Annotated in this window: 20 protein-coding genes; 16 read left to right on the plus strand and 4 right to left on the minus strand. The window is 71.4% G+C overall.

From position 1 onward, the window contains the following. Nucleotides 1-124: 124 nt before the first annotated feature. The 4 genes from ACWGIG_RS01465 to ACWGIG_RS01480 all read left to right on the plus strand — a co-directional run bounded on the left by ACWGIG_RS01465 (nucleotide 125) and on the right by ACWGIG_RS01480 (nucleotide 6,365). Nucleotides 125-1,018, plus strand: coding sequence for a maleylpyruvate isomerase N-terminal domain-containing protein (locus ACWGIG_RS01465; RefSeq protein ID WP_453319423.1), 894 nt, complete (start codon nucleotides 125-127; stop codon nucleotides 1,016-1,018). A gap of 340 nt (nucleotides 1,019-1,358) precedes the next feature. Further along, nucleotides 1,359-2,903 carry an alpha/beta hydrolase gene (locus tag ACWGIG_RS01470; protein WP_453319424.1) on the plus strand — a complete coding sequence of 515 codons (1,545 nt, stop codon included), beginning with the start codon at nucleotides 1,359-1,361 and terminating at the stop codon, nucleotides 2,901-2,903. A gap of 170 nt (nucleotides 2,904-3,073) precedes the next feature. After that, nucleotides 3,074-3,985 carry an isopenicillin N synthase family dioxygenase gene (locus tag ACWGIG_RS01475; protein ID WP_453319425.1) on the plus strand — a complete coding sequence of 304 codons (912 nt, stop codon included), beginning with the start codon at nucleotides 3,074-3,076 and terminating at the stop codon, nucleotides 3,983-3,985. A 244-nt stretch (nucleotides 3,986-4,229) separates the two neighbouring features. Beyond that, nucleotides 4,230-6,365 carry an ATP-binding protein gene (locus tag ACWGIG_RS01480; RefSeq protein WP_453319426.1) on the plus strand — a complete coding sequence of 712 codons (2,136 nt, stop codon included), beginning with the start codon at nucleotides 4,230-4,232 and terminating at the stop codon, nucleotides 6,363-6,365. A 196-nt stretch (nucleotides 6,366-6,561) separates the two neighbouring features. On the opposite strand, the gene ACWGIG_RS01485 is transcribed toward ACWGIG_RS01480, so the two are convergent. Continuing rightward, nucleotides 6,562-7,197, minus strand: coding sequence for an AMP-binding protein (locus ACWGIG_RS01485; protein ID WP_453319427.1), 636 nt, complete (start codon nucleotides 7,195-7,197; stop codon nucleotides 6,562-6,564). A gap of 295 nt (nucleotides 7,198-7,492) precedes the next feature. Here ACWGIG_RS01485 and ACWGIG_RS01490 point away from each other — a divergent pair, with 295 nt between their 5' ends. Next, a complete protein-coding gene (locus tag ACWGIG_RS01490) occupies nucleotides 7,493-8,764 on the plus strand; it encodes a PucR family transcriptional regulator (protein WP_453319428.1) in 1,272 nt (423 codons plus the stop codon). Nucleotides 8,765-8,774: 10 nt separating this feature from the next. Here the strand turns inward: ACWGIG_RS01490 and ACWGIG_RS01495 are convergent, their stop codons facing one another. Then, nucleotides 8,775-11,126: an FdhF/YdeP family oxidoreductase gene (locus ACWGIG_RS01495; RefSeq protein ID WP_453319429.1), complete on the minus strand. Its 2,352-nt coding sequence runs from the start codon at nucleotides 11,124-11,126 to the stop codon at nucleotides 8,775-8,777. A 234-nt stretch (nucleotides 11,127-11,360) separates the two neighbouring features. Between ACWGIG_RS01495 and ACWGIG_RS01500 the strand changes: the two genes are divergently transcribed. The 11 genes from ACWGIG_RS01500 (at nucleotide 11,361) to ACWGIG_RS01550 (ending at nucleotide 22,548) form a co-directional block, all read left to right on the plus strand. Then, nucleotides 11,361-12,446, plus strand: a complete 1,086-nt coding sequence (locus ACWGIG_RS01500) for a Dyp-type peroxidase (RefSeq protein ID WP_453319430.1) — start codon at nucleotides 11,361-11,363, stop codon at nucleotides 12,444-12,446. Then, nucleotides 12,443-13,255: a family 1 encapsulin nanocompartment shell protein gene (locus ACWGIG_RS01505; RefSeq protein WP_453319431.1), complete on the plus strand. Its 813-nt coding sequence runs from the start codon at nucleotides 12,443-12,445 to the stop codon at nucleotides 13,253-13,255. Before ACWGIG_RS01500 ends, ACWGIG_RS01505 begins: the two co-directional genes overlap by 4 nt. Then, nucleotides 13,252-13,893 (plus strand): DUF1345 domain-containing protein, encoded by a 642-nt coding sequence (locus tag ACWGIG_RS01510; RefSeq protein ID WP_453319444.1) that lies wholly within the window; start codon nucleotides 13,252-13,254, stop codon nucleotides 13,891-13,893. Before ACWGIG_RS01505 ends, ACWGIG_RS01510 begins: the two co-directional genes overlap by 4 nt. A 202-nt stretch (nucleotides 13,894-14,095) precedes the next feature. Then, nucleotides 14,096-14,779 (plus strand): urease subunit gamma, encoded by a 684-nt coding sequence (gene ureA, locus ACWGIG_RS01515; protein ID WP_453319432.1) that lies wholly within the window; start codon nucleotides 14,096-14,098, stop codon nucleotides 14,777-14,779. Between the two features lie 100 nt (nucleotides 14,780-14,879). Then, complete coding sequence (locus ACWGIG_RS01520; protein WP_453319433.1) at nucleotides 14,880-16,562, plus strand: urease subunit alpha; 1,683 nt, start codon at nucleotides 14,880-14,882, stop codon at nucleotides 16,560-16,562. Nucleotides 16,563-16,670: 108 nt separating this feature from the next. Continuing rightward, complete coding sequence (locus ACWGIG_RS01525; RefSeq protein ID WP_453319434.1) at nucleotides 16,671-17,711, plus strand: agmatine deiminase family protein; 1,041 nt, start codon at nucleotides 16,671-16,673, stop codon at nucleotides 17,709-17,711. Between the two features lie 78 nt (nucleotides 17,712-17,789). Continuing rightward, entirely contained in the window at nucleotides 17,790-18,329 is a 540-nt protein-coding gene (locus tag ACWGIG_RS01530; protein ID WP_453319445.1) for a TetR/AcrR family transcriptional regulator, read from the plus strand. Nucleotides 18,330-18,563: 234 nt separating this feature from the next. Continuing rightward, nucleotides 18,564-19,361: an ABC transporter substrate-binding protein gene (locus ACWGIG_RS01535; protein WP_453319435.1), complete on the plus strand. Its 798-nt coding sequence runs from the start codon at nucleotides 18,564-18,566 to the stop codon at nucleotides 19,359-19,361. A 13-nt stretch (nucleotides 19,362-19,374) separates the two neighbouring features. Further along, nucleotides 19,375-20,160, plus strand: a complete 786-nt coding sequence (locus ACWGIG_RS01540) for an amino acid ABC transporter permease (protein WP_453319436.1) — start codon at nucleotides 19,375-19,377, stop codon at nucleotides 20,158-20,160. Nucleotides 20,161-20,166: 6 nt separating this feature from the next. Next, nucleotides 20,167-20,994 (plus strand): amino acid ABC transporter ATP-binding protein, encoded by an 828-nt coding sequence (locus tag ACWGIG_RS01545; RefSeq protein ID WP_453319437.1) that lies wholly within the window; start codon nucleotides 20,167-20,169, stop codon nucleotides 20,992-20,994. Between the two features lie 81 nt (nucleotides 20,995-21,075). Further along, nucleotides 21,076-22,548, plus strand: a complete 1,473-nt coding sequence (locus tag ACWGIG_RS01550) for a protein kinase domain-containing protein (protein ID WP_453319438.1) — start codon at nucleotides 21,076-21,078, stop codon at nucleotides 22,546-22,548. Between the two features lie 28 nt (nucleotides 22,549-22,576). Here the strand turns inward: ACWGIG_RS01550 and ACWGIG_RS01555 are convergent, their stop codons facing one another. After that, complete coding sequence (locus tag ACWGIG_RS01555; protein WP_453319439.1) at nucleotides 22,577-23,194, minus strand: GNAT family N-acetyltransferase; 618 nt, start codon at nucleotides 23,192-23,194, stop codon at nucleotides 22,577-22,579. Between the two features lie 42 nt (nucleotides 23,195-23,236). After that, nucleotides 23,237-24,483: cytochrome P450 (locus ACWGIG_RS01560; protein ID WP_453319440.1), on the minus strand; the 1,247-nt coding region annotated here is incomplete at its 5' end.

Here is a 24,483-nt window from a genome sequence, read left to right on the forward strand (position 1 = left end):
GTTCAACGACACCGCCCGGCATTGCGTGTCGGGTCGCGGCCGTTTTGTGATCGTGCACGGCCCTGTCGCGGCCGGACTACCCGGCGGTAACCTTCGGGCTCGATCCGAGGCACGGGGGAGTGGCATGGGTGTGGGCACGGGCGCCGTTACGGGATTCGATCCTGTCGCCGAGCACGAGAGGACCCGCGCCGCACTGCGTGCCGCGGTCCCGCGACTGGTGCGGCTGGTGCGCCAGGTCCCCGACCCGGACGCGGCCTCGGGTGTCCCGGTGTGGACGGTGGGTGACGTCGGCGCGCACCTCGCGGCCGTGTATCTCGCCTACGGCTCCGTCGCCTCCTCCCTCTCCACCACCACTGCCGTCTCCTCCGAAGAGCCCGTGCACCGGGAACAAGTCCTGCCGCCGGGCGACATGGCGTTCATCGAGCGGATCACGGCCATGAACGACACGTCCATCGGCCTCGTCAGCGGTGCGGAACGCGCCCTGCTGGGCGAGTTCCTCACCGAGCGGGCGGAAGCCTTCCTGCGGGTGACCGAGGGCATCGCCCCGGACACGCCCGTCGCCGCACCCTGGTACGGACAGGAAGTGACGCTGGCGGCCGTGACCGGTCTGATGCTCAGCGAGAGCCTCGTACACGGTCTGGACATCGCGCGCGGCGCCGGACTTCCGTGGCCGATCGGCCCGGACGAGGCGCGCCTGGCGCTCGGGCAGATGATGCCCACGGTGCTGCCGCTGGCTCTGGACCGGGCGAAGGCGCGGAATGTCCGCATCGCGTACGACCTCGTGATCAAGGGCGGTCTGCGGCTGGCGGTCGTCGTCGACGACGGGACGGTGACGGTGACCCGCGACGCCCCGCCGCGCTCCTACGACTGCAGGATCACGGCGGCGCCGGCCGCGTTCCTGCTGGTCTCCTTCCGCCGCACGCCGATCTGGCAGGCGGTCGCACGCGGCCGGATGCGGGCCGGCGGTCGCAGGCCGTGGCTGGCCGTGCGGCTCGGCGAACTCATCGCGACCCCCTGATCGCCACCTCCTGATCACCACCCTCTGATCAACACCCCCTGACCGGGGACGAGTAGCAGCGGCCGGACTGCGCCCGATCACGGTGCGGCCCAACGGTGCGGCCCAACGGTGCGGCCCGAAGGGCCGGGCTGCTCGCCGGGGCCTCCCCCGATCGAGGGAGCACTTTTTCCCGCCTTGCGGCGATGCGCGTCCCGCGCCCCGGAAGCCAGGATCGTGCCCTGACCAGTTGACCCGAGGACGGCTGATGAACATGCAGGAGACAGAGGCGTTGCCCCCGCACACGGCGCCGGCAGCAGACGCAGTGCGTCCACCGGCTGCTCACCGGGGGCCGACGCGCGTCATGGCGCGCAACACACGAACAGCATGTCTGCTGTCCTTCGGCATCGTGGCGACGTTCGTTTCGGCGCTGACACCGCCCGCGACGGCCATCACCACGTCCGGTACCGCGCCCCGGGCGACCGTCGCGAAGAATCCTCTGCGGCAGTACACGCAGCAGAAGCCACGGTGGCAGCGCTGCGACGCGGAAAACCCCGCCGCCTTTCAGTGCGCGACCCTCCAAGTGCCGCTGGACTACGGCGATCCCGGTGGCAAGAAGATCGAGATCGCGATGTCCCGGCTGAAGGCAAGCAGTGCGAAGGAACGTCGCGGAGTTCTGCTGCTCAACCCAGGCGGTCCGGGCGGGCCGGGTCTGAACATGCCTGTCGACCCGGGAGCGGCCCTGCCCGGGGAAGTGCGGAGGCGGTACGACCTCATCGGATTTGACCCGAGGGGGGTCGGGCAGAGCTCTCCGGTCGGCTGCGGTCTGACCGCCGACGAAATGATCACCGACCGCCCGTACCGCGCCCGGACGTTCGCGAAGGACGTGCAGTGGGCGCGTACGGTGGCCGACAAGTGCCGGGCCAGGGCGGGCGACACGCTCCGGCACCTCACCACCCGCAACACCGCCCGCGACATGGACGTCATCCGTGCGGTGCTGGGAGAGAAGAAGATCTCCTACCTGGGGTACTCCTACGGCACCTACCTCGGCGCCGTCTACACACAGATGTTCCCGCGGCGGGCCGACCGGTTCGTGCTGGACAGCGCGGCCGACCCCGCGCGCTACGGGCGGGGCATGTTCCGGGTGATGGCGGAGGGGACCGAGCCCGCCTTCGTACGATGGAGCGCATGGACCGCCCGGCGGCACACGGCATACGGGCTGGGCGGCACCCCGGCCGAGGTCCGCAGGACCTTCTGGGGCCTGATCGACCGCGCCGACCGCAACCCCCTCGTCCTCGACGGGAAGTCCGTCACCGGCGACGACATCCGTGCCGGGCGCCACACGTTCTTCGACGTCCGGGCAGCCGCGGAATGGGTCGCCGCACTGAAGTCGGCCGCGGAGGGCAAGAAGCCGGCCCGGTCGGGGGCGCCCGAGCTGTCCCCCGGCCCCGCCACGACGGCGTCCGCCCGTGAGGTTCCCCCGGACAACGGGGACGCGAGCAGTTGGGCCGTTCTGTGCGCCGACACCCGTACGTCGTGGCCGGACGACCCCGCGCGGTACCGCCGCGACGCGATCCGCGACAGGATCCGGTATCCGCTGTACGGCGATTTCGCGGCCGGCATCAAGCCGTGTGCCTTCTGGAAGCAGGGCAGCGAGCCCGCGACAACGGTGCACAACAAGGTCCCCACACTGATCCTGCAGAACCAGTGGGATCCCCAAACGCCCCTGGTCAGCGGGCAGGCCATGCACCGGGCCCTGCGCGGCTCGCGGATGGTCACGGTCGCCGGGGGAGAGGGGCACGGCGTCTACCCCTTCAAGTCCTGTGCGGACGAGAGCGCCACGGTCTATCTGGTCACTGGCAGGCTCCCGGCCGAGGACCTGACCTGCCGGACACGCACTGCCCCGTAGGGCAGTTGCCCGGGAGGCCGCGCCCCTGCCCGCCTCGGCCACTGACGCGCGATGCGGGCGGCGGGCTTTGAGCCAGGTGAGGCCGAAAAGGCCGTGGTGACTGATCGTGCGGGATCAATAGCGTGGAGTGGCGATGTGATGTCCCGTACCGCCACAGAGGGGGAATCTCAGTGACCACGCACGTACAACTGCCGGGAAACGCTGCGGAATGGACCTCCGGGGACAGGGCGGCAGTGGCTGCCGAACTGGGTGGGGCCTGGCGCCACGAGGGCTGCTTCTTCGTGCACCACCACGGGATTCCGGCCGGCCTGATCGCGGAGGTCTACGAGGAGACACAGCGGTTCTACCAACTGCCCCTGGAAGAAAAGAACAGGTACGAAGCCACCGAGAAGTCCCAGTTTCTCGGATACCGCGGATTCGGCAGGGAAAAGAGCCGCACGCACAGCGGCGCCGAGGCCTGTGAGCAGTACCGGATCGGGAACGTCACCGACGAGCTCGGCATTCCGGAGTCCGTGGACTTCTACCACGCCCACTTCCCGAAATCCCTGGAACTCTTCCGCCACTTGACCCTGCTGGGCGATGGAATCCTCGCCGCCTGCGCGCTGGGGCTGGGACTGGAGGAGGACTTCTTCACCGGGCACGTGGGTACGCCCCTGCACCGGCTGGGCCTGAACCACTACGGTGCGGCCCACCCGTCCGCGGAGGACTCCGAGGTCGGCTACGCGATGTCTCCGCACATCGACCTGTCCCTGCTGACCATCCTCGACCAGGACGCACCGGGCCTGGACGTCCGCACTCCCGACGGGACGTGGCAGGAGGTCCCGGCCGTACCGGGCGCCCTGTTCGTCTTCCTCGGCGACTACCTGCAGCGCTGGTCGAACGGGCAGTACCGGGCGGCACCGCACCGGGTCGGCGCGGTGCGGGGCGACCGGATGTCGATCCAGTACAAGCACCGGCCCGACTACGGCGTGGTGGTCGCTCCGCTGGACGCGCTGACCGGCCCGGCGGACCCGCCCAGGTACGCACCGCTCAGCACCGGGTCCGAATACATATCCGTACTGAGGTCGCTGCTCGGCAGGTGACGCCTGCCCGGCGTCCGAACAGCGGGAGCACCGTTCGCGGGTTCGAGCGCTCATCAGGGTGCGTGACCGGGGGAGGAAGTGCGCCACCTGGGTGCCGCTGCCGCGTTGGGACTGCTGTGCAGTGACGGTTCTGCACTCGGATTTCACCGGCCGGTCGCGGTGTCGCGCACCAGTCGTGGCGTCACCCATGTGGAGGGATGAGTAAGTGCTCAGTCGTATCGGCAGGCTTGAGGTGCCATCTGCCGTGAAAGGGGCCGTGCCCGGCGGTCTGGTCGGGCGCGGCGGGGAGCGGAGAGCCCTTCAGGAGCTGCTGGACGAGCACAGGCTGGTGACGGTGGTCGGCGGGGCGGGCGTGGGCAAGAGCGCCCTCGTGGCCCTGACGGCCAGGACGTCGAAGGGGCCGTGGCGTCGTGTGGTCCATGTGCGCTGGCAGGGCAGCGGGCGTGGCACCCCCGGGGCGCTGGCCGCCGCGGTGTACGAAGCGGTGACCGGGGCGGCGACCGGAACGCGGCAGGGTCCGGAGGCCGTGACCGAGGGGGCCGCGGGCGGAGGGGCCGTGACCGAGGGGGCTGCGGGCGGAGCGCGGCCGGACCCGGGGGCTGCGGCGGGGATGCGGTCGGTTCCTGGGGTTGCGGCCGGAGCGCGGCCGGTCCCCGGGGCTGTGGAGTTTCAGGCGCTGGTGGAGCGGTTTGCCGCGACCGGAGTGCTCCTCGTCCTGGACGACATGGACCTGGTCCACCGGGAATGCGTGGGGCTGGTGCAGGGGCTGCTGATGGCCGTGCCGGGGCTGCGGGTCCTGGTGTCGTCGCGGTCCGCCCTCGGGCTCGGCGAGGAACAGGTGCTGGAGCTCACGCCGCTGAGCACGCAGGCGCCCGAAGGCGGGAGTGGTCGATCACCGGCGGTCCAACTGTTCCTGGACCGGGCCGGGGACCACGCGGCGGGGCTCGGCGATGACCCGGACCTGCGGTCGGTGACGGCGATCTGCCACGCTCTGGAGGGCTTCCCGCTCGCGATCGAACTGGCCGCCGAGCAGCTGGACCGGCATCGGCCGGCCGACCTCGCGGAGCTTCTGGAGCAGGACCAGTGCTGGCTGAGCCGCCCGTGGTCGGGCGTGCGGAGGCACCGCTCGCTGCGGACCGCCGTCGGCGCCAGCTACGTACTGTGCGACCGGGAGGTGCGGATCGTGTGGGGCCGGCTCAGCGTCCTCGCCGGGAGCTTCGACGAATCGACCGCCGCGGTCATGTGCGCGGGCGGGAGCGTCCTGCCGCATCAAGTTCCCTCCTGTCTCGCCCAGTTGGCGGCGCTGCACGTACTGGAGACGGTGCGCGCCCCCGGCGGGCTGCGGGAACCGCGCTACCGCATGCTGCGATCCGCGCGGGACTTCGGCGCCGAACGGCTGCGCGAGGCCGAGGAGGTCGAGGTGGCCGCGGACCGCCGCGCGATCCACTACCGGCAGATCTCGGTGGTCGCCGAAAGCCTGTGGAGCAGCGGCTCCCAGGCCCAGGCGATGCGGCTCGTGCGGGACGAGCAGGAGGACCTCAGGGCCACCCTGCGCCACGCGCTGCACCATCCCGACCACGCGGAACTGGCCCTGGAGACCGCCCTCAACCTCTGGTTCTGGTGGGCGGTGCACGACGGCGCCGAGGAAGGCCGTGGCTATCTGCTGCAGTTGCTGAAGCTGTGCCCGACCGACCGCCAACTGACGGTGCGTGGGCTGTGGTTGGCGGCCTGGCTCACCTCGTACAGCGAACCTCGGGCCGCCGGTGAGCTGCTGGACCGGGCCTGGCCGGCGGCCGTCCTGGCCGGGGACGACGCGGCGATCGGCTGGATCGCCCACGTCCAGGGCCTGCTGGCACTCGGGGAGGGCGATGCACGGGCCGCCGCCGAGTACTTCGACCAGGCAGCCCGTACGGTCCCGGCGCAGGCCTTCGGCGGGCCCAGCGCGGTGGTGAGCCTGGCCGCCCTGGCTGTCGCCCGGACGGACTTCGCGCCGCGCGCCGCGCAACGTGCCGCACGGCGGGCGCTGACCCGGCCCGGCATCCGCAGTGACGCCTGGGCGTGTGCCCTCGCCCGTTACGCGCAGGCGCTCGTCGACCACCACCACGGCCGCAGCGGTCGCGCCCGGCGCCGGGCACACCGCGCGCTCGCCTCCCTCGAAGGCCCGCTGCCGGGACCCCACGGACCGACCGCGCTGCGTCAGCTGCTGACCGCCGTCGCAGCCGAAGCCGAGGCCGAAGCAGCGGCAGAGGCCGGAGCGCGGGCCGGAGCACAGGCCGAGGCCGGAGCCGCGGCCCCCGCCCCGGCCCTCCTGCCCCCGGTGCCGAGGCCGCGCACCGGGCCGCCCTCGACCGTCCCCGCTGCGACCGAGCCGGTGTCGTAGAGCTGCTCGGCAGGGATTCGGCAGGGATTCGGCGGGGACGAAGTGCCGCATCGGTAAAGGCAGTTCCCGCACCGCCGGAGTTCCTGCCCGGCAGGGCGCAGGTGTACGTCCCGTTCTCGTCGGAGATCTCGGCTCGCGCCGCCGGATCAAGGAGGCACCGGAGTGAGGCCCCAGGACCTGGTACACCGGCAGTGCGTCACCGGGCTCCCGCCATGACGTCCCACGGCCGCAGGGCCCCCACCGCGTCCAGCTGCGGAACCCGCACCAGGCCCGCCCGCAGGGCACCGTGCGTCAGCCTGATGCCCGGGGGCGGTCCGGTCCTCGCTCCGGTCCCGGTCTCTTCGGCCGTCGTCCCGCTCCTCTCCCCGGCGCCGAGCAGGACGGCCGTGTCCTCGTCGGAGCGGTGCACCACATGGGTGTGCTCGGGCCAGAAGGCGACCTGCTCCAGGAAGCCGGGGCCGACGGGGACACACGTCGCCCGCGCGCCGGATGCGGGTTGGGACGCCGCCTCGTGCGAGGCGAAGTACAGCGAAGCCCCGAAGTGGCCGCCGCGCTGCCGCAAGCGGCGCACGTCGGACCGAGGGTTCGCCACCACGGCGGTCGCGCCGACGCGCAGGATGCCGAAGCAGAGTACGGGGAGGGCCGGGACGTTCGGCAGGACGACCGCCACCCGGTCGCCGGAGCGCACACCGTGTGCGAGCAGCCCGCCCGCCACGCGCGCGCTGAGTTCGTCCAGCGCGCCGAGGCTCAGGAAGCCGTCGTCGAGCCGGACCGCGGGCCGCTGCGGATGCCGCGCGGCTGCGTCCTTGAGATCGGTGGCGAGATTGGTCACGCTCGGTTCCCCCAGGGGTACGGATCAAAGTGGTGCGGATCATGGTGGTGCGGATCATGGTGGTGCGGATCAAGGTGTGCGGATCATGGTGGTGCGGATCAAGGTCTTTCGGACCGCGGGCCGGGCCGTTCCGCAGGGCCCCGGCGCGGTCGCATCGGCATGATCGATCTTCCCAGCACCCCGTCGGGCACGGCTATGTACCCACCGACAAGGAAGGGTGTCGGCCCCGACAATTACCTTTGCGGGTACGGCAGATGACGCCTGCCGCGGCGGCCGGCTGCTCTAGGGTCGGGGCATGCAGGACACAAGCCGGGACGGCCGCATTTCCGCCATCGCCCTCGCGCTGAGCCACCGGCTCGACGAGATCGTCGCCGGCATGGCCGATCAGATCTACGGGGAGATCGAGTTCTACCGGAACACGGTCGTCGGGCCGGAGGACCTGCACGACTCCCTGCGGCACAACGTCGGCTTCGTACTCGCCCACCTCACCGACCCCGGGTCGGCCTCGGCGGCGGCCGACCTGTCCGCACCCACCGCGACCGGCCGCAAACGCGCCGAACAGGGCGTTCCGCTGCCGGAGATCCTGCGTGCCTACCGGCTGGGCTTCGCCCTCTTCTGGGACCAGCTCCGGGCCGAGGCGCACCACGCGGGCACGGAAGCGATGAGCGCGCTCCTGCACGCCACCCCCCGCGTCTGGGCCCTGTCCGACAGCTACTCGTCGGCGCTCACGGACTCCTACCGGGAAACCGTCGCCGAGCGGCTGGTGGCGACGGACCGGCGCCGCTCCGCACTGGTCGCCGCGCTCACCGACGGCCCGCTGGCCGGCAGCGACACGATCTGGGAAGTGGCCCGCATGCTCAGCTTTCCCTATCAGGGGAAGTTCCTCGTGGTGGTGGCCGAGACCCTCAAGGTCGGCGACTCCCCGCTGCCCGGCCTGGAGGCCGGACTGCGGGCCCTGGACGTCAGATCGGCGTGGCGCGCGCAGCCCGGCCACGAGATGGGCGTGCTCTCCTGTCCGCGCCGCCTGCCGGTCGGCCGACTCCTCGAAGCCGTCCGCGCCGCGACGACCGGCCGGGCCGGAATCAGCCCCGCCTACGAGCAGTTGGACCAGACCTCCCGGGCACTGCGCTACGCCCAGGTCGCGCTGGAGTCGCTGCCCACCGGCTCCCCTGCCGTACGCCAGCTCGACGACACCCCGCTGACGGATCTGGTCATGAACAACCTGGAGACCACCCGGCGCGCGGTCTACCGCGTACTCGGTGGCGTCCTGTCACTGCCCGAGGAGGACCGCACCACGCTCCTCAAGACGGCCCAGGCCTGGCTCCAGGCGAACGGATCGGCAGCCGAGGCCGGGCGGGCCCTGTACTGCCACCAGAACACCGTCCGGTACCGCATGCACCGCCTGGAGGAATTCCTCCGCGGCCCCTTGGACAACCCGAAGATCGTCGCCGAACTCACCATGGCCCTGGACGCGGTGGGGACCTTCCCCGACCTCCTGAAACACCGCCACCTGCCCGACCCCACCGGGCCCCGGCCGGAAACGGTGCCCGGCGGACCGCCGCTCTGACGGGCCTCGCTCAGGAAGCGGGGTCGATGGTGACGTTGACGTGTTTCATGATCGGCTGGTCGCTCTGGGTGCTGTGGTCGCCGAGCGCGCACAGGACGTTCATCTCGGGCATGTAGCCGGCCGCGCAGCCGCGGGGGATGTCGTACGGGACCGCGACGTAGCGGTGGAGGTGGCGGCGGCTGCCGTCCTTCGCGGTGCTCGTGATGTCGACCGGGCCCATGTCGGCGATCCCGCGCTCGCGCATGTCGTCCCGGTTCATGAAGACCAGCGTGCGCAGGTTCTTGATGCCGCGGTAGCGGTCGTTGTCGGAGTAGATGGTGGTGTTCCACTGGTCGTGGGACCGCATCGTGCCGAGCGCCAGGGTGCCGGGGGCGGGGACGACGTCCGGCAGCGCGGCACTGGAGAACTCGGCGCGTCCGGACGGGGTGAGGAAGACGAGTTCCCGCGCGGGCTGCTTGATGCGGAAGCCGAGCGGCAGCCGCACCCGACGGTTGAAGTCCTCGAAGCCGTCCAGCGCCCGGGCCATGGTGTCGCGGATGCGGTCGTAGTCCGCCACGTACCACTCCCAGGGCGTGGCGCTGTCCGGCAGTGCGGCGCGCGCCATCCCGGCGACGATCGCCGGCTCGGAGAGCAGGTGCGGTGAGGCCGGGCGCTTCATGCCGACCGACAGGTGGACCATGCTCATCGAGTCCTCGACGGACGTGCTCTGGACGCCCTCGCGCTGGTGGTCCTTCTCGGTACGCCCCAGGCACGGCAGGATCAGCGCCCGGCGACCGTGCACGAGGTGGCTGCGGTTCAGCTTGGTGCTCACCTGGACGGTGAGTTCGCACTTCTCCAGCGCCGCACACGTGTAGGGGGTGTCGGGCGCCGCCATGGCGAAGTTGCCGCCCATCCCGACGAACACCGTCACGGTGCCGTCGTGCATCGCCCTGATGGTGCTCACCGTGTCCAGGCCGTGCGCACGCGGCGGGTCGAACCCGCAGGCCTCGGCGAGGCGGTCCAGGAACGCGTCGCCGGGGCGGTGGTCGATGCCGCAGGTGCGGTTGCCCTGGACGTTGCTGTGTCCGCGTACGGGGGAGGGGCCCGCTCCCTCGCGTCCCAGATTGCCACGGAGCAGCAGGAGGTTGACGATCTCGCGGACGGTGTCGACGCCGTGCTCGTGCTGGGTGAGGCCCAGGCACCAGCTGATGATGGAACGGTCGGCCTCGCCGTACACCCGGGCGGCCCCGAGGATGTCGTCGCGGCTCAGCCCCGACTGCCTCTCCAGCTCTTCCCAGGGCGTGGCCTCGCACACCGCGCGGTACGCGTCGAAGCCGCTGGTGTGCCGCTCGATGAACTCCCGGTCCAGGGCCCTGGGTTCGGTCGCGGACCGTTCCAGGACCGCCTTGGCCATGCCGCGCAGCAGGGCCATGTCACCGCCGATGCGCGGTTGCAGGTTCAGCGTGCTGGTCCGGGTCGCGTGGAAGGTGGCCATGTCCTTGAAGTCGTGCGGAATGATGGTGCGGGTGGCCGCCGCCTCGACGAGCGGATTGACGTGCACGATCTGGGCGCCGCGGTGGTACGCCTCGGCGAGGGCGGTGAGCATCCGGGGCGCGTTGGAGGCGGCGTTGACGCCGAAGATGAAAAGAGCGTCGGCCGTCTCCCAGTCCTTGAGGTCGACCGTCCCCTTGCCGGTGCCCAGGGACGCCTGCATGGCCCGGCCGCTGGCCTCGTGGCACATGTTGGAACAGTCCGGCAGGTTGTTCGTGCCCAGCTCGCGTGCCATCAGCTGGTAGAGGAAGGTCGCTTCGTTGCCGAGCCGTCCGGAGGTGTAGAACGCCGCCGCGTTCGGGTCGTCCAGCCCCCGCAGGGTGGCTCCGACCAGCTCGAACGCGTCCTCCCAGCTGATCGGGACGTAGTGGTCCGTGGCGGGGTCGTAGGACATCGGCCCGGTCAGCCGGCCCTGGTTCTCCAGCTCGAAGTCGCTCCATCCGGCCAGCTCGGTCACCGAGTGGGCGGCGAAGAACTCGCGGCCGACCCGCTTGCGGGTCATCTCCCACGTGACGTGCTTGATGCCGTTCTCGCAGATGTCCAGGTGGAGGCCCTTGGTGTCGTCGGGCCAGGCACATCCGGGACAGTCGAACCCGGACTTCTCGTGGTTCATCTTCATGATCGCCCGGGGCCCGTCCAGGGGGAGGGCTCCCTCGCGCGCCATGAACCGGGTGACGCTCTTGGCCGCACCCCAGCCGGCCGCGGGGTGGTGGTAGGGGCGGAACTCAGGCTCGGCCCGGGGGACGGGACCAACGGGGCCAACGGCTCCGACGGGTCCGGCCGGGGGCTCCGAGGTCTCCGGGGGGTTCTGCCCGTCCTTGCCGACGCTCATGGTTCTCACCCTCGTCCGGGGCCCCGGAGGGAAGTTCCGGGGGAAGTAACTGCGCCTTCGGTGCAGGCTATGTTCGCCGGAGCCCGCCTGCCATCCGAGGTCCTGCCATCCGGGGTCCCGCCATTCGAGGTGCGGAGCAGCGTCGGCTGCACGCCGATCTTCCTGCGGTTAGCCTGGCCCTGCCATACGTGGTCCGTTTTGTCCGTATTCAGGGTTTGATTCGGCGGGAGTCCCATGGTCACAGCTCAGCCCGTCATCGGGGCGCCCGCCCAGGCGGCCGTCTTCCTGGTGGCCACCGTGAACCCGGGCGGCGAGGCCGCCGTGCGCGAGACGCTCCAGGACCTGTCCGGGCTGGCCCGCTCGGTGGCGTTCCGGTTCCCCGAGGACGGCCTCTCCTGCGTCGCCGGTCTCGCGTCCGGGGGCTGGGACCGGCTGGTCGGCGGGCCGAGACCGTGTGAACTGCACCCCTTCCGGCCCCTCCAGGGCCCGCGCCACCGGGCACCCGCCACGCCCGGCGATCTGCTCTTCCATCTGCGCGCCCGGCGGATGGACCTCTGCTTCGAGCTGGCCGCGCTGATCGTGGCGCGGCTGGACGGGGCCGTGACCGTCGTCGACGAGGTGCACGGCTTCAAGTACCTCGACGGGCGCGATCTGCTCGGCTTCGTCGACGGCAGCGAGAACCCCGAGGGCGGCGCGGCGGCCGACGCCGTGTTCATCGGCGACGAGGACCCGCTGTTCGAGGGCGGCAGTTACGTACTGGTGCAGAAGTACCTGCACGACATGACGGCCTGGACCTCGCTCACCGCCGAGGAGCAGGAGCACGTCATCGGGCGCACCAAGTCGGCCAACGTCGAACTGTCCGACGAGGCCAAGCCCGCGAACTCGCACGTCGCCCTCAACACGATCGTCGACGTCGACGGCACCGAGCAGAAGATCGTCCGCGACAACATGCCGTTCGGACGGGTCGGCAGCGGAGAGTTCGGCACGTACTTCATCGGATACGCGCGGACACCGGCGGTCACCGAGCAGATGCTCCGGAACATGTTCCTCGGCGCGCCGCCGGGCAACACCGATCGCATCCTCGACTTCTCCCGGGCGGTGACCGGCGGCCTCTTCTTCGTCCCCGGCGCCGCCCTGCTCGACGACCTCCCCGCCCTCCCCGATCACGACGGCCGCCCCGCCCTGCTCGACGACCGTCCCGCCTCCGACGACCTCCCCGCCCCCTCCGCCTCCGACGACCTCCCCGCCCCGCCCCTCGGTGCCACCCGCCCCGGAGACTCCCTGGGCATCGGCAGCCTCAAAGGAGTCCCGGCCCCATGACGACCCCCGCCACGAACAACCTCCACCGCGAGCTCGCCCCGATCACACCGGCGGCCTGGGACGAGATCGAGGAAGAGGCCCGCCGCACCTTCCGCCGCCACGTCGCGGGCCGTCGCGTGGTCGACGTCCCCGACCCGGCGGGCCCGGGACTCGCCGCCGCCGGTACGGGACACCTGACCGAGCTGGCCGCTCCCGCCCCCGGCGTCGACGCACGGCTGCGCGGCGCCCGGCCGATCATCGAACTCCGGGTGCCCTTCACGGTCTCCCGGGACGCCGTGGACGACGTCGAGCGCGGTGCGAAGGACTCCGACTGGCAGCCCGTGAAGGACGCGGCCCGCACCCTGGCGTACGTCGAGGACCGGACGATCTTCGACGGGTACGCAGCGGCCGACGTCGAAGGGCTGCGCGCGCGGTCCTCGAACCCGGTGCTGCGGCTGCCCGCCGAACCCCGCGACTACCCCGACGCCGTCAGCCGGGCGCTGACCTCGCTGCGACTGGCCGGCGTCGACGGACCGTACGCGCTGCTGCTCGGCGCCGACGCGTACACGGCGGTCAGCGAGACCTCCGACCACGGCTACCCGGTCGCGGCCCATCTGGCGCGGATGCTCGAAGGCCCGCCGATCTGGGCACCGGCGCTGCAGGGCGCGTTCGTCCTGTCCACCCGGGGCGGCGACTTCACCCTGCTCATCGGCCAGGACGTGGCCGTCGGCTACACGGCGCACGACGCGAAGGGCGTCGAGCTGTACCTCCACGAGACGCTGACCTTCCTGACCTACACGGACGAGGCCGTCGTCGTGCTGGAAGCCTGAGCCCGGTGAGTCGCCGGCTCCCGCTGTCCGCCGTCCCCCGGCTCGTCGGATCGGCGCTCGCCGGCGCCCTCGTCGGCACGGCGGTGGGCCTGCTCACCACGGCCGCGCTGGGCGTGCTCGCCGGCATCGCCGCCGCGGAGACCCTCTTCGTGGTGACCGGCTGGTGCGTGCTGTGGCCCATGAGCGCCGCCGACACCCGGCGCAACGTACGGCGCGAGGAGTTCCGACCCGTCGCCGAGGAACTGGCCGTCGTCGGCGCGGCCCTGTGCGGCCTGGTCGCCATCGTGGCCCTGCTCCTGGTCGGCAAGGACCTGAACCGCGCCGCGGCGGCCACCGCGCTGCTCGGGGTCTTCATGGCGTGGGCGGCCCTGCACCTGATGTACGCCACCCGGTACGCGTCCCTCTACTACGCGCCGCCCGAGGGCGGGATCGACTTCAACACCCGGGTGCAGCCCCGGTACGTCGACTTCCTGTACTTCAGCTACAACCTCGGCATGACCTACCAGGTCTCCGACACCAACGTCGCCACGTCCGCGCTGCGCGCCGTCGCCCTGCGGCACTGCCTGCTCTCCTACGTGTTCGGTGCCAGCATCCTGGCCACCGCCATCAACCTCGTCGCCGGAATCGTCACGAGCTGACGCGCCGCACGCGTACGGGGCCCTCGTGCAGCGGGGAAATGTTTGAGTCATGCTCAAAACGGCTCACTGTCGCATGCCGCCCTGAACGGGCCCGTTCCACGCCGCTCCATGTGATTCGTTCGAAGGTAGGGCGACAATGCTTCCGCCTGGGCGATCTCATGTTTAGAGTGATGCTCTAACTGGTGCGTGGAGGAGTGACGGCGTGCGACTGACCCCGACCGAACGTGACAGGCTGCTGCTCTTCGGAGCGGCGGAGCTGGCACGGGCCCGCAGGGCGCGCGGGCTCCGGCTCAACGTCCCCGAGGCGACCGCCCTGATCGCGGACACCGTCTGCGAGGCGGCGCGGGACGGACGGCGGCTCGCGGAGGCGATCGAAGCGGCCCGCGGCGTGCTCGGCCCCGACGACGTCCTGCCCGGTGTCGCCGACGTGGTCACCGAGGTCCATGTCGAGGCCGTCTTCGACGACGGCTCACGGCTCGCCGTGGTGAGCGACCCCATCGGGGGCGGCACACTCGGCGGCGACGCGCCTGGCGCCCTGCTACCGGGGCCCGGATACGAAGACCCCGCGCCGGTCGTACGCATCACCGTGCGCAACACCGCCGCGGTCCCGGTGTCGGTCACCTCGCACTTCCACTTCTTCGAGGCGAACCCCCGGCTGGAGTTCGACAGGGCCGCCGGCTACGGGATGCGGCTCGCCGTGCCCGCCGGGTCCTCCTTCCGCTTCGGCCCCGGCGAGAGCGCCGAAGTGGGCCTGGTGCCGATCGGCGGCGACCGCGTCGCGATCGGCTTCGCCGGACTGGTGGACGGCGCACTCGACGCACCGGGAGCAAAGGAGGAGGCCCTGCGCAGGGCGGCGGCGTGCGGCTACCTCGGGGCGACGCGATGAGACGTGCCCCGGCCAGGCCCGGCCCCGCCGAACCCCTCACCCCCGCCCGGTCCGAACCCGCGACCCCCCACCCCACCCCGCGTCCGACGGAGGCGACCCGATGACCCCTGGCATCACCCCCTACGAGTACGCCGCCGTGCACGGCCCCCGGACCGGCGACCGGGTGCGGCTCGGGGACTCCGGGCTCACCGTGCGCGTGGAGTCCGACTCGCAGCTGCCGGGCGATGAATTCCTCGCCGGGTTCGGCAAGACCGCGCGCGACGGACTGCACCTCAAGGCCGCCGCCGTGCGCGACACCTGCGACGTGGTCATCAGCAACGTGCTGCTCATCGACGCCGTCCAGGGCATCCGCAAGGTGTCCGTCGGCATCAGGGAAGGCCGCATCTCGGGCGTCGGCCGGGCCGGCAACCCCGACACCCTCGACGGCGTCGACGTCGTCGTCGGTACCGGGACGAGCATCGTCTCCGGCGAGGGCCTCATCGCCACCGCGGGAGCGGTCGACACGCACGTACACCTGCTGTCGCCGCGCATCATGGAAGCGTCGCTCGCCTCCGGGGTGACCACCGTCATCGGCCAGGAGTTCGGCCCGGTGTGGGGAGTCGGCGTCAACTCGCCCTGGGCACTGCGCCACGCCTTCAGTGCCTTCGACGCCTGGCCGGTCAACATCGGCTTCCTCGCCCGGGGTTCGTCCTCGCACGGCGCGCCCCTGGTCGAGGCGCTCGCCGAGGGCGGCGCCTCCGGCTTCAAGGTCCACGAGGACATGGGCGCCCACACCCGCGCCCTCGACACCGCGCTGCGGGTCGCCGAGGAGCACGACGTCCAAGTCGCCCTGCACAGCGACGGGTTGAACGAGTGCCTGAGCGTCGAGGACACCCTCAAGGTCCTCGAAGGCCGTACGATCCACGCCTTCCACATCGAGGGCTGCGGCGGCGGACACGTACCCAATGTGCTGAAGATGGCGGGCGTGCCGAATGTGATCGGCTCCTCGACCAACCCCACCCTCCCCTTCGGCCGCGACGCCGTCGCCGAGCACTACGGCATGATCGTCTCCGTACACGACCTGAAGACCGATCTGCCCGGCGACGCGGCCATGGCCAGGGACCGCATCCGCGCGGGGACCATGGGCGCGGAGGACGTACTGCACGACCTCGGGGCCATCGGGATCACTTCGTCGGACGCGCAGGGGATGGGGCGGGCGGGGGAGACCGTGCGCCGCACCTTCCAGCTCGCCGGGAAGATGAAGGCCGAGCGCGGCGCCGAGGGCGACGACGACAACGCCCGGGTCCTGCGCTACATGGCCAAGCTCACCATCAACCCGGCCGTCGCCCACGGCCTCGCCCACGAGATCGGCTCCGTCGAGGTCGGCAAGATGGCCGACATCGTGCTGTGGCGACCGGACTCCTTCGGCGCGAAACCCCAGCTGGTACTGAAGTCGGGCTTCCCCGCGTACGGCGTCACCGGCGACCCGAACGCCGCCACCGACACCTGCGAACCCCTCGTACTCGGCCCGCTGTTCGGCGCCCACGGCGCGGCCCCCGCCGACCTCTCGGTGGCCTTCGTCGCCCAGGCGGCCCTGGACCAGGGCAACGACACCATGCCCACCCGACGCCGCCGGGTCGCGGTCCGTCACACCCGGGGCATCGGCCCCGCCGACCTGCTCCTCAACTCCCGCACCGGATCCGTCGACGTCGACAGCCGCACGGGACTGGTCACCCTCGACGGCGACCCGCTGCGCTCGGAGCCCTCGGACTCCGTCCCGCTGAACCGCCTGTACTTCCTCTGACCCCGCTCCGCCCCTTCGTGCTGAACCGCCTGTACTTCCTCTGACCGCCTTTGCCACTGCCCCCCTGTACCTCCTCCGACCCCGCTGCACCCCTTCGTAAGGATCACCATGTTCCGTATGCCCGCCGAGTGGGACCCGCACGAGCGCACCTGGATGGCCTGGCCGGGCCCCAACACCACCTTCTCCGACCCGGACGAACTGGCCGAGTCCCGCGAGGCCTGGGCCGCCGTGGCCCGCGCGGTACGCCGCTTCGAACCCGTCACCATGGTCGTGGCCCCCGGCCAGGCCGACAGCGCCGCCGCCCTCCTCGGCCCCGGCATCGACCTCGTCGAGCACGTACTCGACGACGCCTGGATGCGGGACATCGGCCCCACCTTCGTCACCGACGAAACGGGTGAACCGGCCGCCGTGGACTGGGTGTTCAACGGCTGGGGCGCCCAGGAGTGGGCCTCCTGGGAGCACGACGCGAAGATCGCCGCGCACCTCGCGGACCTCGCGTCCGTACCCGTCCACAGCTCCCGGCTCGTCAACGAGGGCGGCGGCCTCCAGGTCGACGGCGAGGGCACCGTCCTGCTCACCGAGACCGTCCAGCTCGGCCCCGAGCGCAACCCCGGCTGGACCAGGGACCAGGTCGAGGCCGAGATCCACGCCAAGCTCGGCACCACCAAGGCCATCTGGCTGCCGCGCGGCCTGACCGGCGACTACCCTCCGCACGGCTACGGCACCCTCGGCCACGTCGACATCGTCGCCGCCTTCGCCGCACCCGGTGTGGTCCTCGTCCACTCCCAGCCCGACCCGGCCCACCCCGACCACGAACTGTGCAAGGGCATCGCCGCGATGCTGCGCACGGAGACGGACGCCCAGGGCCGCCCGCTGGAGGTGATCGAGGTTCCCGCCCCCGCGGGCCTCAAGGACGAGGAGGGCCACTGGCTCGACCACTCCTACATCAACCACTACCTCTGCAACGGCGGCGTCGTCCTGTGCGCCTTCGACGACCCCCGCGACGAGGAGGCCGCCGCCCTCTTCCGCCGGCTCTTCCCCGACCGGGAGGTGGTCCTCGTCGACGCCCGCACGATTTTCGCGGGCGGGGGCGGTATCCACTGCATCACCCAGCAGCAGCCCGCCCGCGCTCCGAAGCCGATCGGGTAGAACGTACGGGTGAAGGAAGCCCCCGCCCCCCGCCGCCGCAAGACCGCCCCGCCGCGCGAGACCGTGCTCGCCGCCGCCATGGCCGCCATCGCCGACTCCGGCCTGGAGAAGCTGACCATGGCCGGTCTCGGGCGGGAGGTCGGCATGAGCAGCGGCCACCTCCTCTACTACTTCCGCTCCAAGGACGAGCTGCTGCTGCGCACCCTGGAGTGGAGCGAGGAACAGCTCGGGGTGGAAAGGCGCTCCGCGCTGGCCCAGCAGGTCCCGGTGCGCCAACGGCTCGACGCCTTCGTGCGGTTGTACGTGCCGCAGGCGCCGGGCGACCCGCACTGGACGCTCTGGCTTGAGCTGTGGAACCGGGTACGGGCCATCGACGACGCGGCCCGCGGCCGGTTGCTCGACATCGAACTGTCCTGGCACCGCGACCTGGTGGCGCTGCTCGTCGAGGGCGCGTCGCGCGGTGAGCTGCGGGCCGTGGACGCGGAGCGCATCGCGACCCGGATCAGGGCACTGCTCGACGGGTTCAGCACCCATGTGGCGATGGGCCTGCCCGGCTCGGACCGGGACCAGGTCCTGGCCCACATCGGCGACTTCTTCGACGAGACGCTCTGCGGATAGGAGCAGCAGCGGAGCGGGCCCGGCTCTGCGGAGAGGAGCAGCGGGGCCGGTCCGAAGATCGGCTCCGCCCTCCGTGCGTGCTCCCGCGTCCTGTGCGCAACCTCCGTACGACCTGTGCCGATCACGAGACATCCGGCACCTGCGATGGCAAGATCTGCGCAACTCACGTGCACCACGGTCCCGTGAGCCCCCCGCCCACACCGGGCCGCAGCCGAACCTCTCGCTGGAGGCGTCTTGTCCGCTCGCACCGCGCTGCCCCTCATCGCCACCGTTGCCGCCCTCGTCGTCGTCACCACCGGCTGTACGAGTACGAAGACCTCCGGGTCCGGCGGATCGAAGATCGAACTCGTGAAGGCGGGCAAACTCACCGCCTGCACCCACCTGCCGTACGAACCCTTCCAGTCCCGCCAGGGCAACAAGGTCGTCGGCTTCGACGTCGACATCGTCGATCTGGTCGCCAAGGAACTCAAGGTCACCCAGGAGATCGTCGACACGCCCTTCGAAGGCATCCAGACGGGCGAGGACCTCAACGCCGGAAAGTGCGACCTGGCGGCGGCGGGGATGACCATCACGCCGGTGCGCGAGGCGAACCTCGACTTCTCCGCACCCTACTTCGACGCCACCCAGGCCCTGATCGCCAAGAAGGGCTCCCCCTACACGTCGCTCGCGAGCCTGAAGGGCAAGAAGCTGGGGGTCCAGCAGGGCACCACCGGCGAGACGTACGCGAAGAAGAACAGCCCGGGTGTCGAGACGGTGCAGTTCGAGGACGTGGCACTGATGCTCACCGCCGTGAAGACCGGGCAGGTCGACGCCGCCGTCAACGACAACGGGGTCCTCTTCGAGTACGCCCGCAAGAACGCGGACACCGCGGTCACCGCCGAGTTCGAGACGGGCGAGAAGTACGGCATCGGCGTCCGGACAGGCAACACCGCCCTGCGCAACGAGATCGACAAGGTGATCAAGGCCGCACGGGCCGACGGCCGGTACGACGCCCTCTACAAGAAGTGGTTCCCCGCCGCTCCGAAGAAGTGAGGAACTCCCCCCGATGTCAATGTCCCGACGACAACGGACCCGCGCAGTAAGGGGAGTTCAGTACGCCGTACTGATCGCCGTGGTGCTCGTGGTGGCCCTGGCCGCCGACTGGGGCGAGATCCAGCGCGCCTTCTTCGACGTCGAGGTCGCCAAGGCACAGTTCCCCGACATCATCACCACCGCGCTGGTGAACACCCTCATCTACACCCTCCTCGGCTTCGGCTTCGGCCTGTCCCTGGGGCTGCTGCTCGCGCTGATGCGGCTCTCGAAGGTTCCGCCGTACCGCTGGCTGGCCGTCGCGTACATCGAGTTCTTCCGCGGCGTGCCCGCGCTGCTGGTCTTCATCGCCCTCGGCTTCGGTGTCCCGCTGGCCTTCCAGGTGGCGCTCAACCAGTACGTGACGGTCATGCTGGCGCTCGGTCTGGTGGGCGCCGCTTACATGGCGGAGACGATACGGGCCGGCATCCTGGCCGTGCCCAAGGGGCAGACCGAGGCGGCGCGTTCGCTCGGCATGTCGCAGGGCAGGGCGATGGTCTCCATCGTCATCCCGCAGGCGTTCCGCATCGTACTGCCGCCACTCACCAACGAGTTGATCCTGCTGACCAAGGACTCCTCGCTGGTCTATCTGCTGGGCCTGTCGCTGTCCCAGTACGAGCTGGCCAAGTTCGGCAGGGACGCGCTCAACCAGAACCGCAGTCTGACCCCGATCCTGATCGCAGGACTCTGCTACCTGGTGATCACCCTGCCGCTGGGCCATCTCGTCCGGCGGCTCGAAGCACGTACGTCAAGGGCGAGGTGAGTCAAGGTGAAGGACTCTGGGAGCACGGCGGCGTTGGACGCCGCGAGGGCCGCGCCCGCGATCGAAGTACGTGCGCTGCACAAGTCGTTCGGCCCGCTGGAGGTGCTGTCGGGCATCGACTTCACCGTCGCGAGGGGCGAAGTGGTGTGCGTCATCGGCCCCTCGGGCTCCGGGAAGTCGACACTGCTGCGCTGTGTGAACCTGCTGGAGGAGCCCACCTCCGGCACGGTCCTGGTGGCAGGTGACGAAGTCACCGACCCGGACGTGGACATCGACAAGGTGCGCCGAGGGATCGGCATGGTCTTCCAGTCGTTCAACCTCTTCCCGCACCTGACCGCCCTCCAGAACCTCACGCTGCCGCAACGGCGCGTGCTGGGACGGGACAAGACGGAGGCGGCCCGCGTCGCGCGGGAGCGGCTGGCCCGGGTCGGGCTCACCGACAAGGAGTCCGCCTACCCGGCGCAGCTCTCCGGCGGGCAGCAGCAACGCGTCGCCATCGCACGGGCGTTGGCGATGGACCCGCAGCTGATGCTCTTCGACGAGCCGACCTCGGCGCTCGACCCGGAGCTCGTCGGGGACGTGCTGGCGGTGATGCGCGTCCTCGCCGACGAGGGAATGACGATGCTCGTCGTCACGCACGAGATGAGCTTCGCCCGGGAGGTGGCGGACCGGGTGGTCTTCATGGACGGCGGAGTCATCGTCGAGGAGGGCACCCCCGACCAGGTGATCGGCTCCCCGAGCCACGCCCGTACCCGCTCCTTCCTCGCCCGCCTGCTGGACCCGGCGGCGGCGGGGCTGAGCGAGGACGGCGGAGACGGAGCAGGCGGCGCGTGAGGCGGCGCGGTCCCGCGGGCAACTCCTCGCGGGACCGCCGCAGTCACCCCTCAGGGCGACCGGTTCGGCTACCTTCCTCCTGTGGACCAGTTGATCGCGCAAGACCCGACGCACATAGGCCCCTACCGCCTCGTCGCCCGCCTCGGCGCGGGCGGCATGGGCCGCGTGTATCTGGCCAGGTCGGAGGCCGGACGTACGGTCGCGGTCAAGGTGGTGCAGGCCGAGTACGCCGGGCACCCGGAGTTCCGCAGGCGCTTCGCCCGCGAAGTGGCCGCGGCCCGCCGGGTGGGCGGGGTCTGGACGGCGGCCGTACTCGACGCCGACACCGACGCTCCGGTGCCCTGGGTCGCCACGCAGTACGTACCCGGCCCCGACCTGCACACCGTGGTGGCGGAGGACTTCGGGCCGCTGCCTGAGCCTTCCGTACGCGTCCTCGCGCACGGTCTGGCGCAGGCACTCGGGGACATCCACGCGGCGGGGCTCGTCCACCGCGACCTCAAGCCGTCCAACGTCCTGGTGACCGTGGACGGACCACGGGTCATCGACTTCGGCATCGCGCGAGCACTGGACAGCATCTCCGGGGACAGCCTGCGGACGCGCACCGGGATGCTGATCGGCTCGCCCGGCTTCATGTCGCCCGAGCAGGTGCGCGGCCTCGAACTCACCGCGGCGTCCGACGTGTTCTGCCTGGGAGCGGTGCTCGCCCACGCCACCACCGGACGTCCGCCCTTCGGTGCGGCGGACTCCGGGCTGCACGCCCAGATCTTCAGGATCGCCCAGGAGGAACCGGATCTGGAAGGCGTCCCCGAAGGGCTGCTCCCCCTCGTCCGTGCATGCCTCGACAAGGACCCGGCCAGGCGGCCCACCCCGCGGCAGATCGCCGAGCGGACGGCGGCGGACGGGCAGGCGACCTGGCTACCGGTCGAGGTGCTGGCCCAACTGGGCCGCCATGCCGGGCAGTTGCTGGACTTCGCGCCACCGCAGGCGGCCCCCGCCCGAACACCGACCACCCTGGACGGCACGCCGTCCTACACCGCCGCACCCCAGGCCGTCCCGCCCCACGCCGCCGCACCCCAGGCCATCCACCTCCACGCCGCACCGCCCCACGCTGCCGCACCCCAGGCCGTCCCGCCCCACGCCGCCGCACCCCAGGCCGTCCCGCTCCACGCCGTCCCGACCCGTACGGCGACCCCGCCCCCCGTGCCCGCGTACGTTCCACAGCGCAGGCCGGGACCGGGCATCCCCCCGTGGCGCGTCCTGCGGCTCGTCCTGTCGGTCCTGCTGGCCCTCGTGGCCCTGTGCATCAGCGACCCGGCGGTGGAGGCGGCGCTGGACATCACGTGGACCGACAACGTCCGGCCCCACGGAGCCGTCGCGGCAGTCCTGGGCGCGGCCCTGGCCCTGCCGGTGACCCGCCGCGCCCACGGTCGCCCGGGCCCGTACCTCGCCTCGGCCCTGACGGCCGCCCTCGTCCTCAACGCCTTCCTGCTGCTCTGGCACCTGCGCGTCGCACCGATCAGCGATCTGCACCTGCACGTCCCCGGCTTCCGGTAGCCGGTAGAAGGGGGAAGGGCCTGCCGCCTCAGGCGTCCCAGGCGCGAGGGCGGTTCAGCTCCTCCCACTCGGGCCGCAGCAGCGAGAGCACGGCGAGGTCGTGGCGTCGGCCGCGATGGAGGCAGGCGGCGCGGCTGGTGCCTTCGCGTACGAAGCCGGATCTGGCGAGGACGGCGAGTGCGGCGGCGTTCTCGGAGTGGGTCTCCGCCGTGAGGCGGTACATGGGGAGTTCACCGAACGCCAGGTCCACCAGCGCGTCGAGGGCGCTGGTGCCGTGGCCCTGCCCGCGATGCTGAGGAGCCATCATCAGCTCGACCTGCGCGGTGCCGTTGACGATGTTCTGGCCGGTGAGTGCGATGTGGCCGACAGGGGTGCCGTCGGGGAGCAGGACGAGGAAGTCGTCCCGGTCGTCGTCGTCGATGTCGCGCTCGATGCGTTCGCGCAGCGCGGTGAGGGCGCGCGGCCAGATGCCGATCTCGTAGGCGGTGACGGGGTCGGACCGCCAGGCGTGCAGCAGCTCGGCGTCATCCGTGTCGACGGCCGCCAGCCCGACGGACTTGGCCCGCCAGGAAAGTTCCCGTCGAGCCTCTGTGTCGTGAGCCTCGACGTCGTGCTCGTCGTCCGCGCCCTGCGTGTGCTCGGTCATGAGCGGATGCTATGGGTGCCTTCGGCCCGGGGCCACCGGATTTCACCGCAGGGTGAGCCGGCCGTCGAAGTGCTGCGGGACGGGCGCGAAACGGCAGGCCATGGTGAGGGTGCCGGCGTTCGGGACGCTGAGGCGGTAGCGCGTGCAGAGCAGGTAGCACAGGCCCATCAGCTGAGTGGTGGCGATGTCGGCGCCGATGCACCTCTTCGGGGCCCAGCCGAACGGTACGTAACACGACCTGTCGGCCGGTCCGTGCGGCGCCCCGGGCAGGAAGCGGTCGGGGTCGAAGGTGTCGGGCTGCTGCCAGTGGCGCTGATCGCGGTGGATCAGGTGTGGGCTGACCAGGTACCGCTGCCCCTTCTCCAGCCTGGTGGTGCCGAGGTCGAAGGAGACCCGGGCGCCCCGTACGAGAAGGAGCGGCGGGCTCCACATGCGCAGCACTTCCTTGACGAACCGGTGGGTGACGGGCGCCGCCCTGGCCGGTGCGGCGAAGAACCCGGCCGGGTCGACGGCGCCCAGCTCGCGGGTGAGCCGCTCTTCCCACCGCGGATGGCGGGCGAACTCGTACAGCACGCTCGCGACGGCGGAGCCCGGCGGTCCGCCGATCGCGGTGAGTACGGAAGTGACGACGTCGAGCGCGCGGTCCATGCCGAGCTCGGGGAGCAGGTCGACGACCGGGTCGGCGAGGTCCAGTTCGCGGGGGCGGCGGCCACTGGCGCGTTCGCGCAGCACGCGCCGGACGACGAGGCCCGCCCGGATCTGCACTGCGGCGAAGTGTGTGCGACGGCGCAGGCCGCGCCCCGGGTGACGGTCGATCAGACGCAGCAGCTTCTGGTTGAGGTCCTCCGTGATCCGCGCCGACTCGCGGGCGGTGAGGCCGGACAGGGCGACCGGCAGGAGGGACTGTACGGCGACGTCCTGGGAGAGCCGGACGAGGTCGACGTCGTCGCTGAGCCGGGCGTCCATGATCTGCCGCATGCGGGCCAGCAGGGCGGCGTTGTGCTCGGCGGTCGTGAGCAGGTGCAGCTGGGTGAGCCAGGCGGCGCGTACGCGGGACCACCGCATCGGCGTGCTGTGACGGCGCCGGATCATGTCGACGAGGCGGTCGGTCATGAGGAGGCCGTCCCAGTTCGCACTGCTCACCCTGCGGGCCGCGGCCGGCTCGAAGACGGCGAGCTGTTCGTCGTCCAGCCAGAAGACACCGCCCTCGGCCGCGCTGCGCAGCCGCAGATCGTGCAGGAAGTCCTCGCCGTGCTGGGGGGTGGTCATGGCACTGCCTCTCACTGCCC

This window comes from Streptomyces sp. NPDC054863, assembly GCF_053610825.1.

Excerpts from the sequence above, each read along its gene's own strand:
- ACWGIG_RS01500 (WP_453319430.1), top strand. The coding sequence starts at position 11,361 with ATGGTCACAGCTCAGCCCGTCATCGGGGCGCCCGCCCAGGCGGCCGTC.
- ACWGIG_RS01495 (WP_453319429.1), bottom strand. The coding sequence starts at position 11,126 with ATGAGCGTCGGCAAGGACGGGCAGAACCCCCCGGAGACCTCGGAGCCC.
- ACWGIG_RS01520 (WP_453319433.1), top strand. The coding sequence starts at position 14,880 with ATGACCCCTGGCATCACCCCCTACGAGTACGCCGCCGTGCACGGCCCC.
- ACWGIG_RS01465 (WP_453319423.1), top strand. The coding sequence starts at position 125 with ATGGGTGTGGGCACGGGCGCCGTTACGGGATTCGATCCTGTCGCCGAG.
- ACWGIG_RS01540 (WP_453319436.1), top strand. The coding sequence starts at position 19,375 with ATGTCAATGTCCCGACGACAACGGACCCGCGCAGTAAGGGGAGTTCAG.
- ACWGIG_RS01490 (WP_453319428.1), top strand. The coding sequence starts at position 7,493 with ATGCAGGACACAAGCCGGGACGGCCGCATTTCCGCCATCGCCCTCGCG.
- ACWGIG_RS01470 (WP_453319424.1), top strand. The coding sequence starts at position 1,359 with ATGGCGCGCAACACACGAACAGCATGTCTGCTGTCCTTCGGCATCGTG.
- ACWGIG_RS01525 (WP_453319434.1), top strand. The coding sequence starts at position 16,671 with ATGTTCCGTATGCCCGCCGAGTGGGACCCGCACGAGCGCACCTGGATG.
- ACWGIG_RS01505 (WP_453319431.1), top strand. The coding sequence starts at position 12,443 with ATGACGACCCCCGCCACGAACAACCTCCACCGCGAGCTCGCCCCGATC.
- ACWGIG_RS01530 (WP_453319445.1), top strand. The coding sequence starts at position 17,790 with ATGGCCGCCATCGCCGACTCCGGCCTGGAGAAGCTGACCATGGCCGGT.
- ACWGIG_RS01555 (WP_453319439.1), bottom strand. The coding sequence starts at position 23,194 with ATGACCGAGCACACGCAGGGCGCGGACGACGAGCACGACGTCGAGGCT.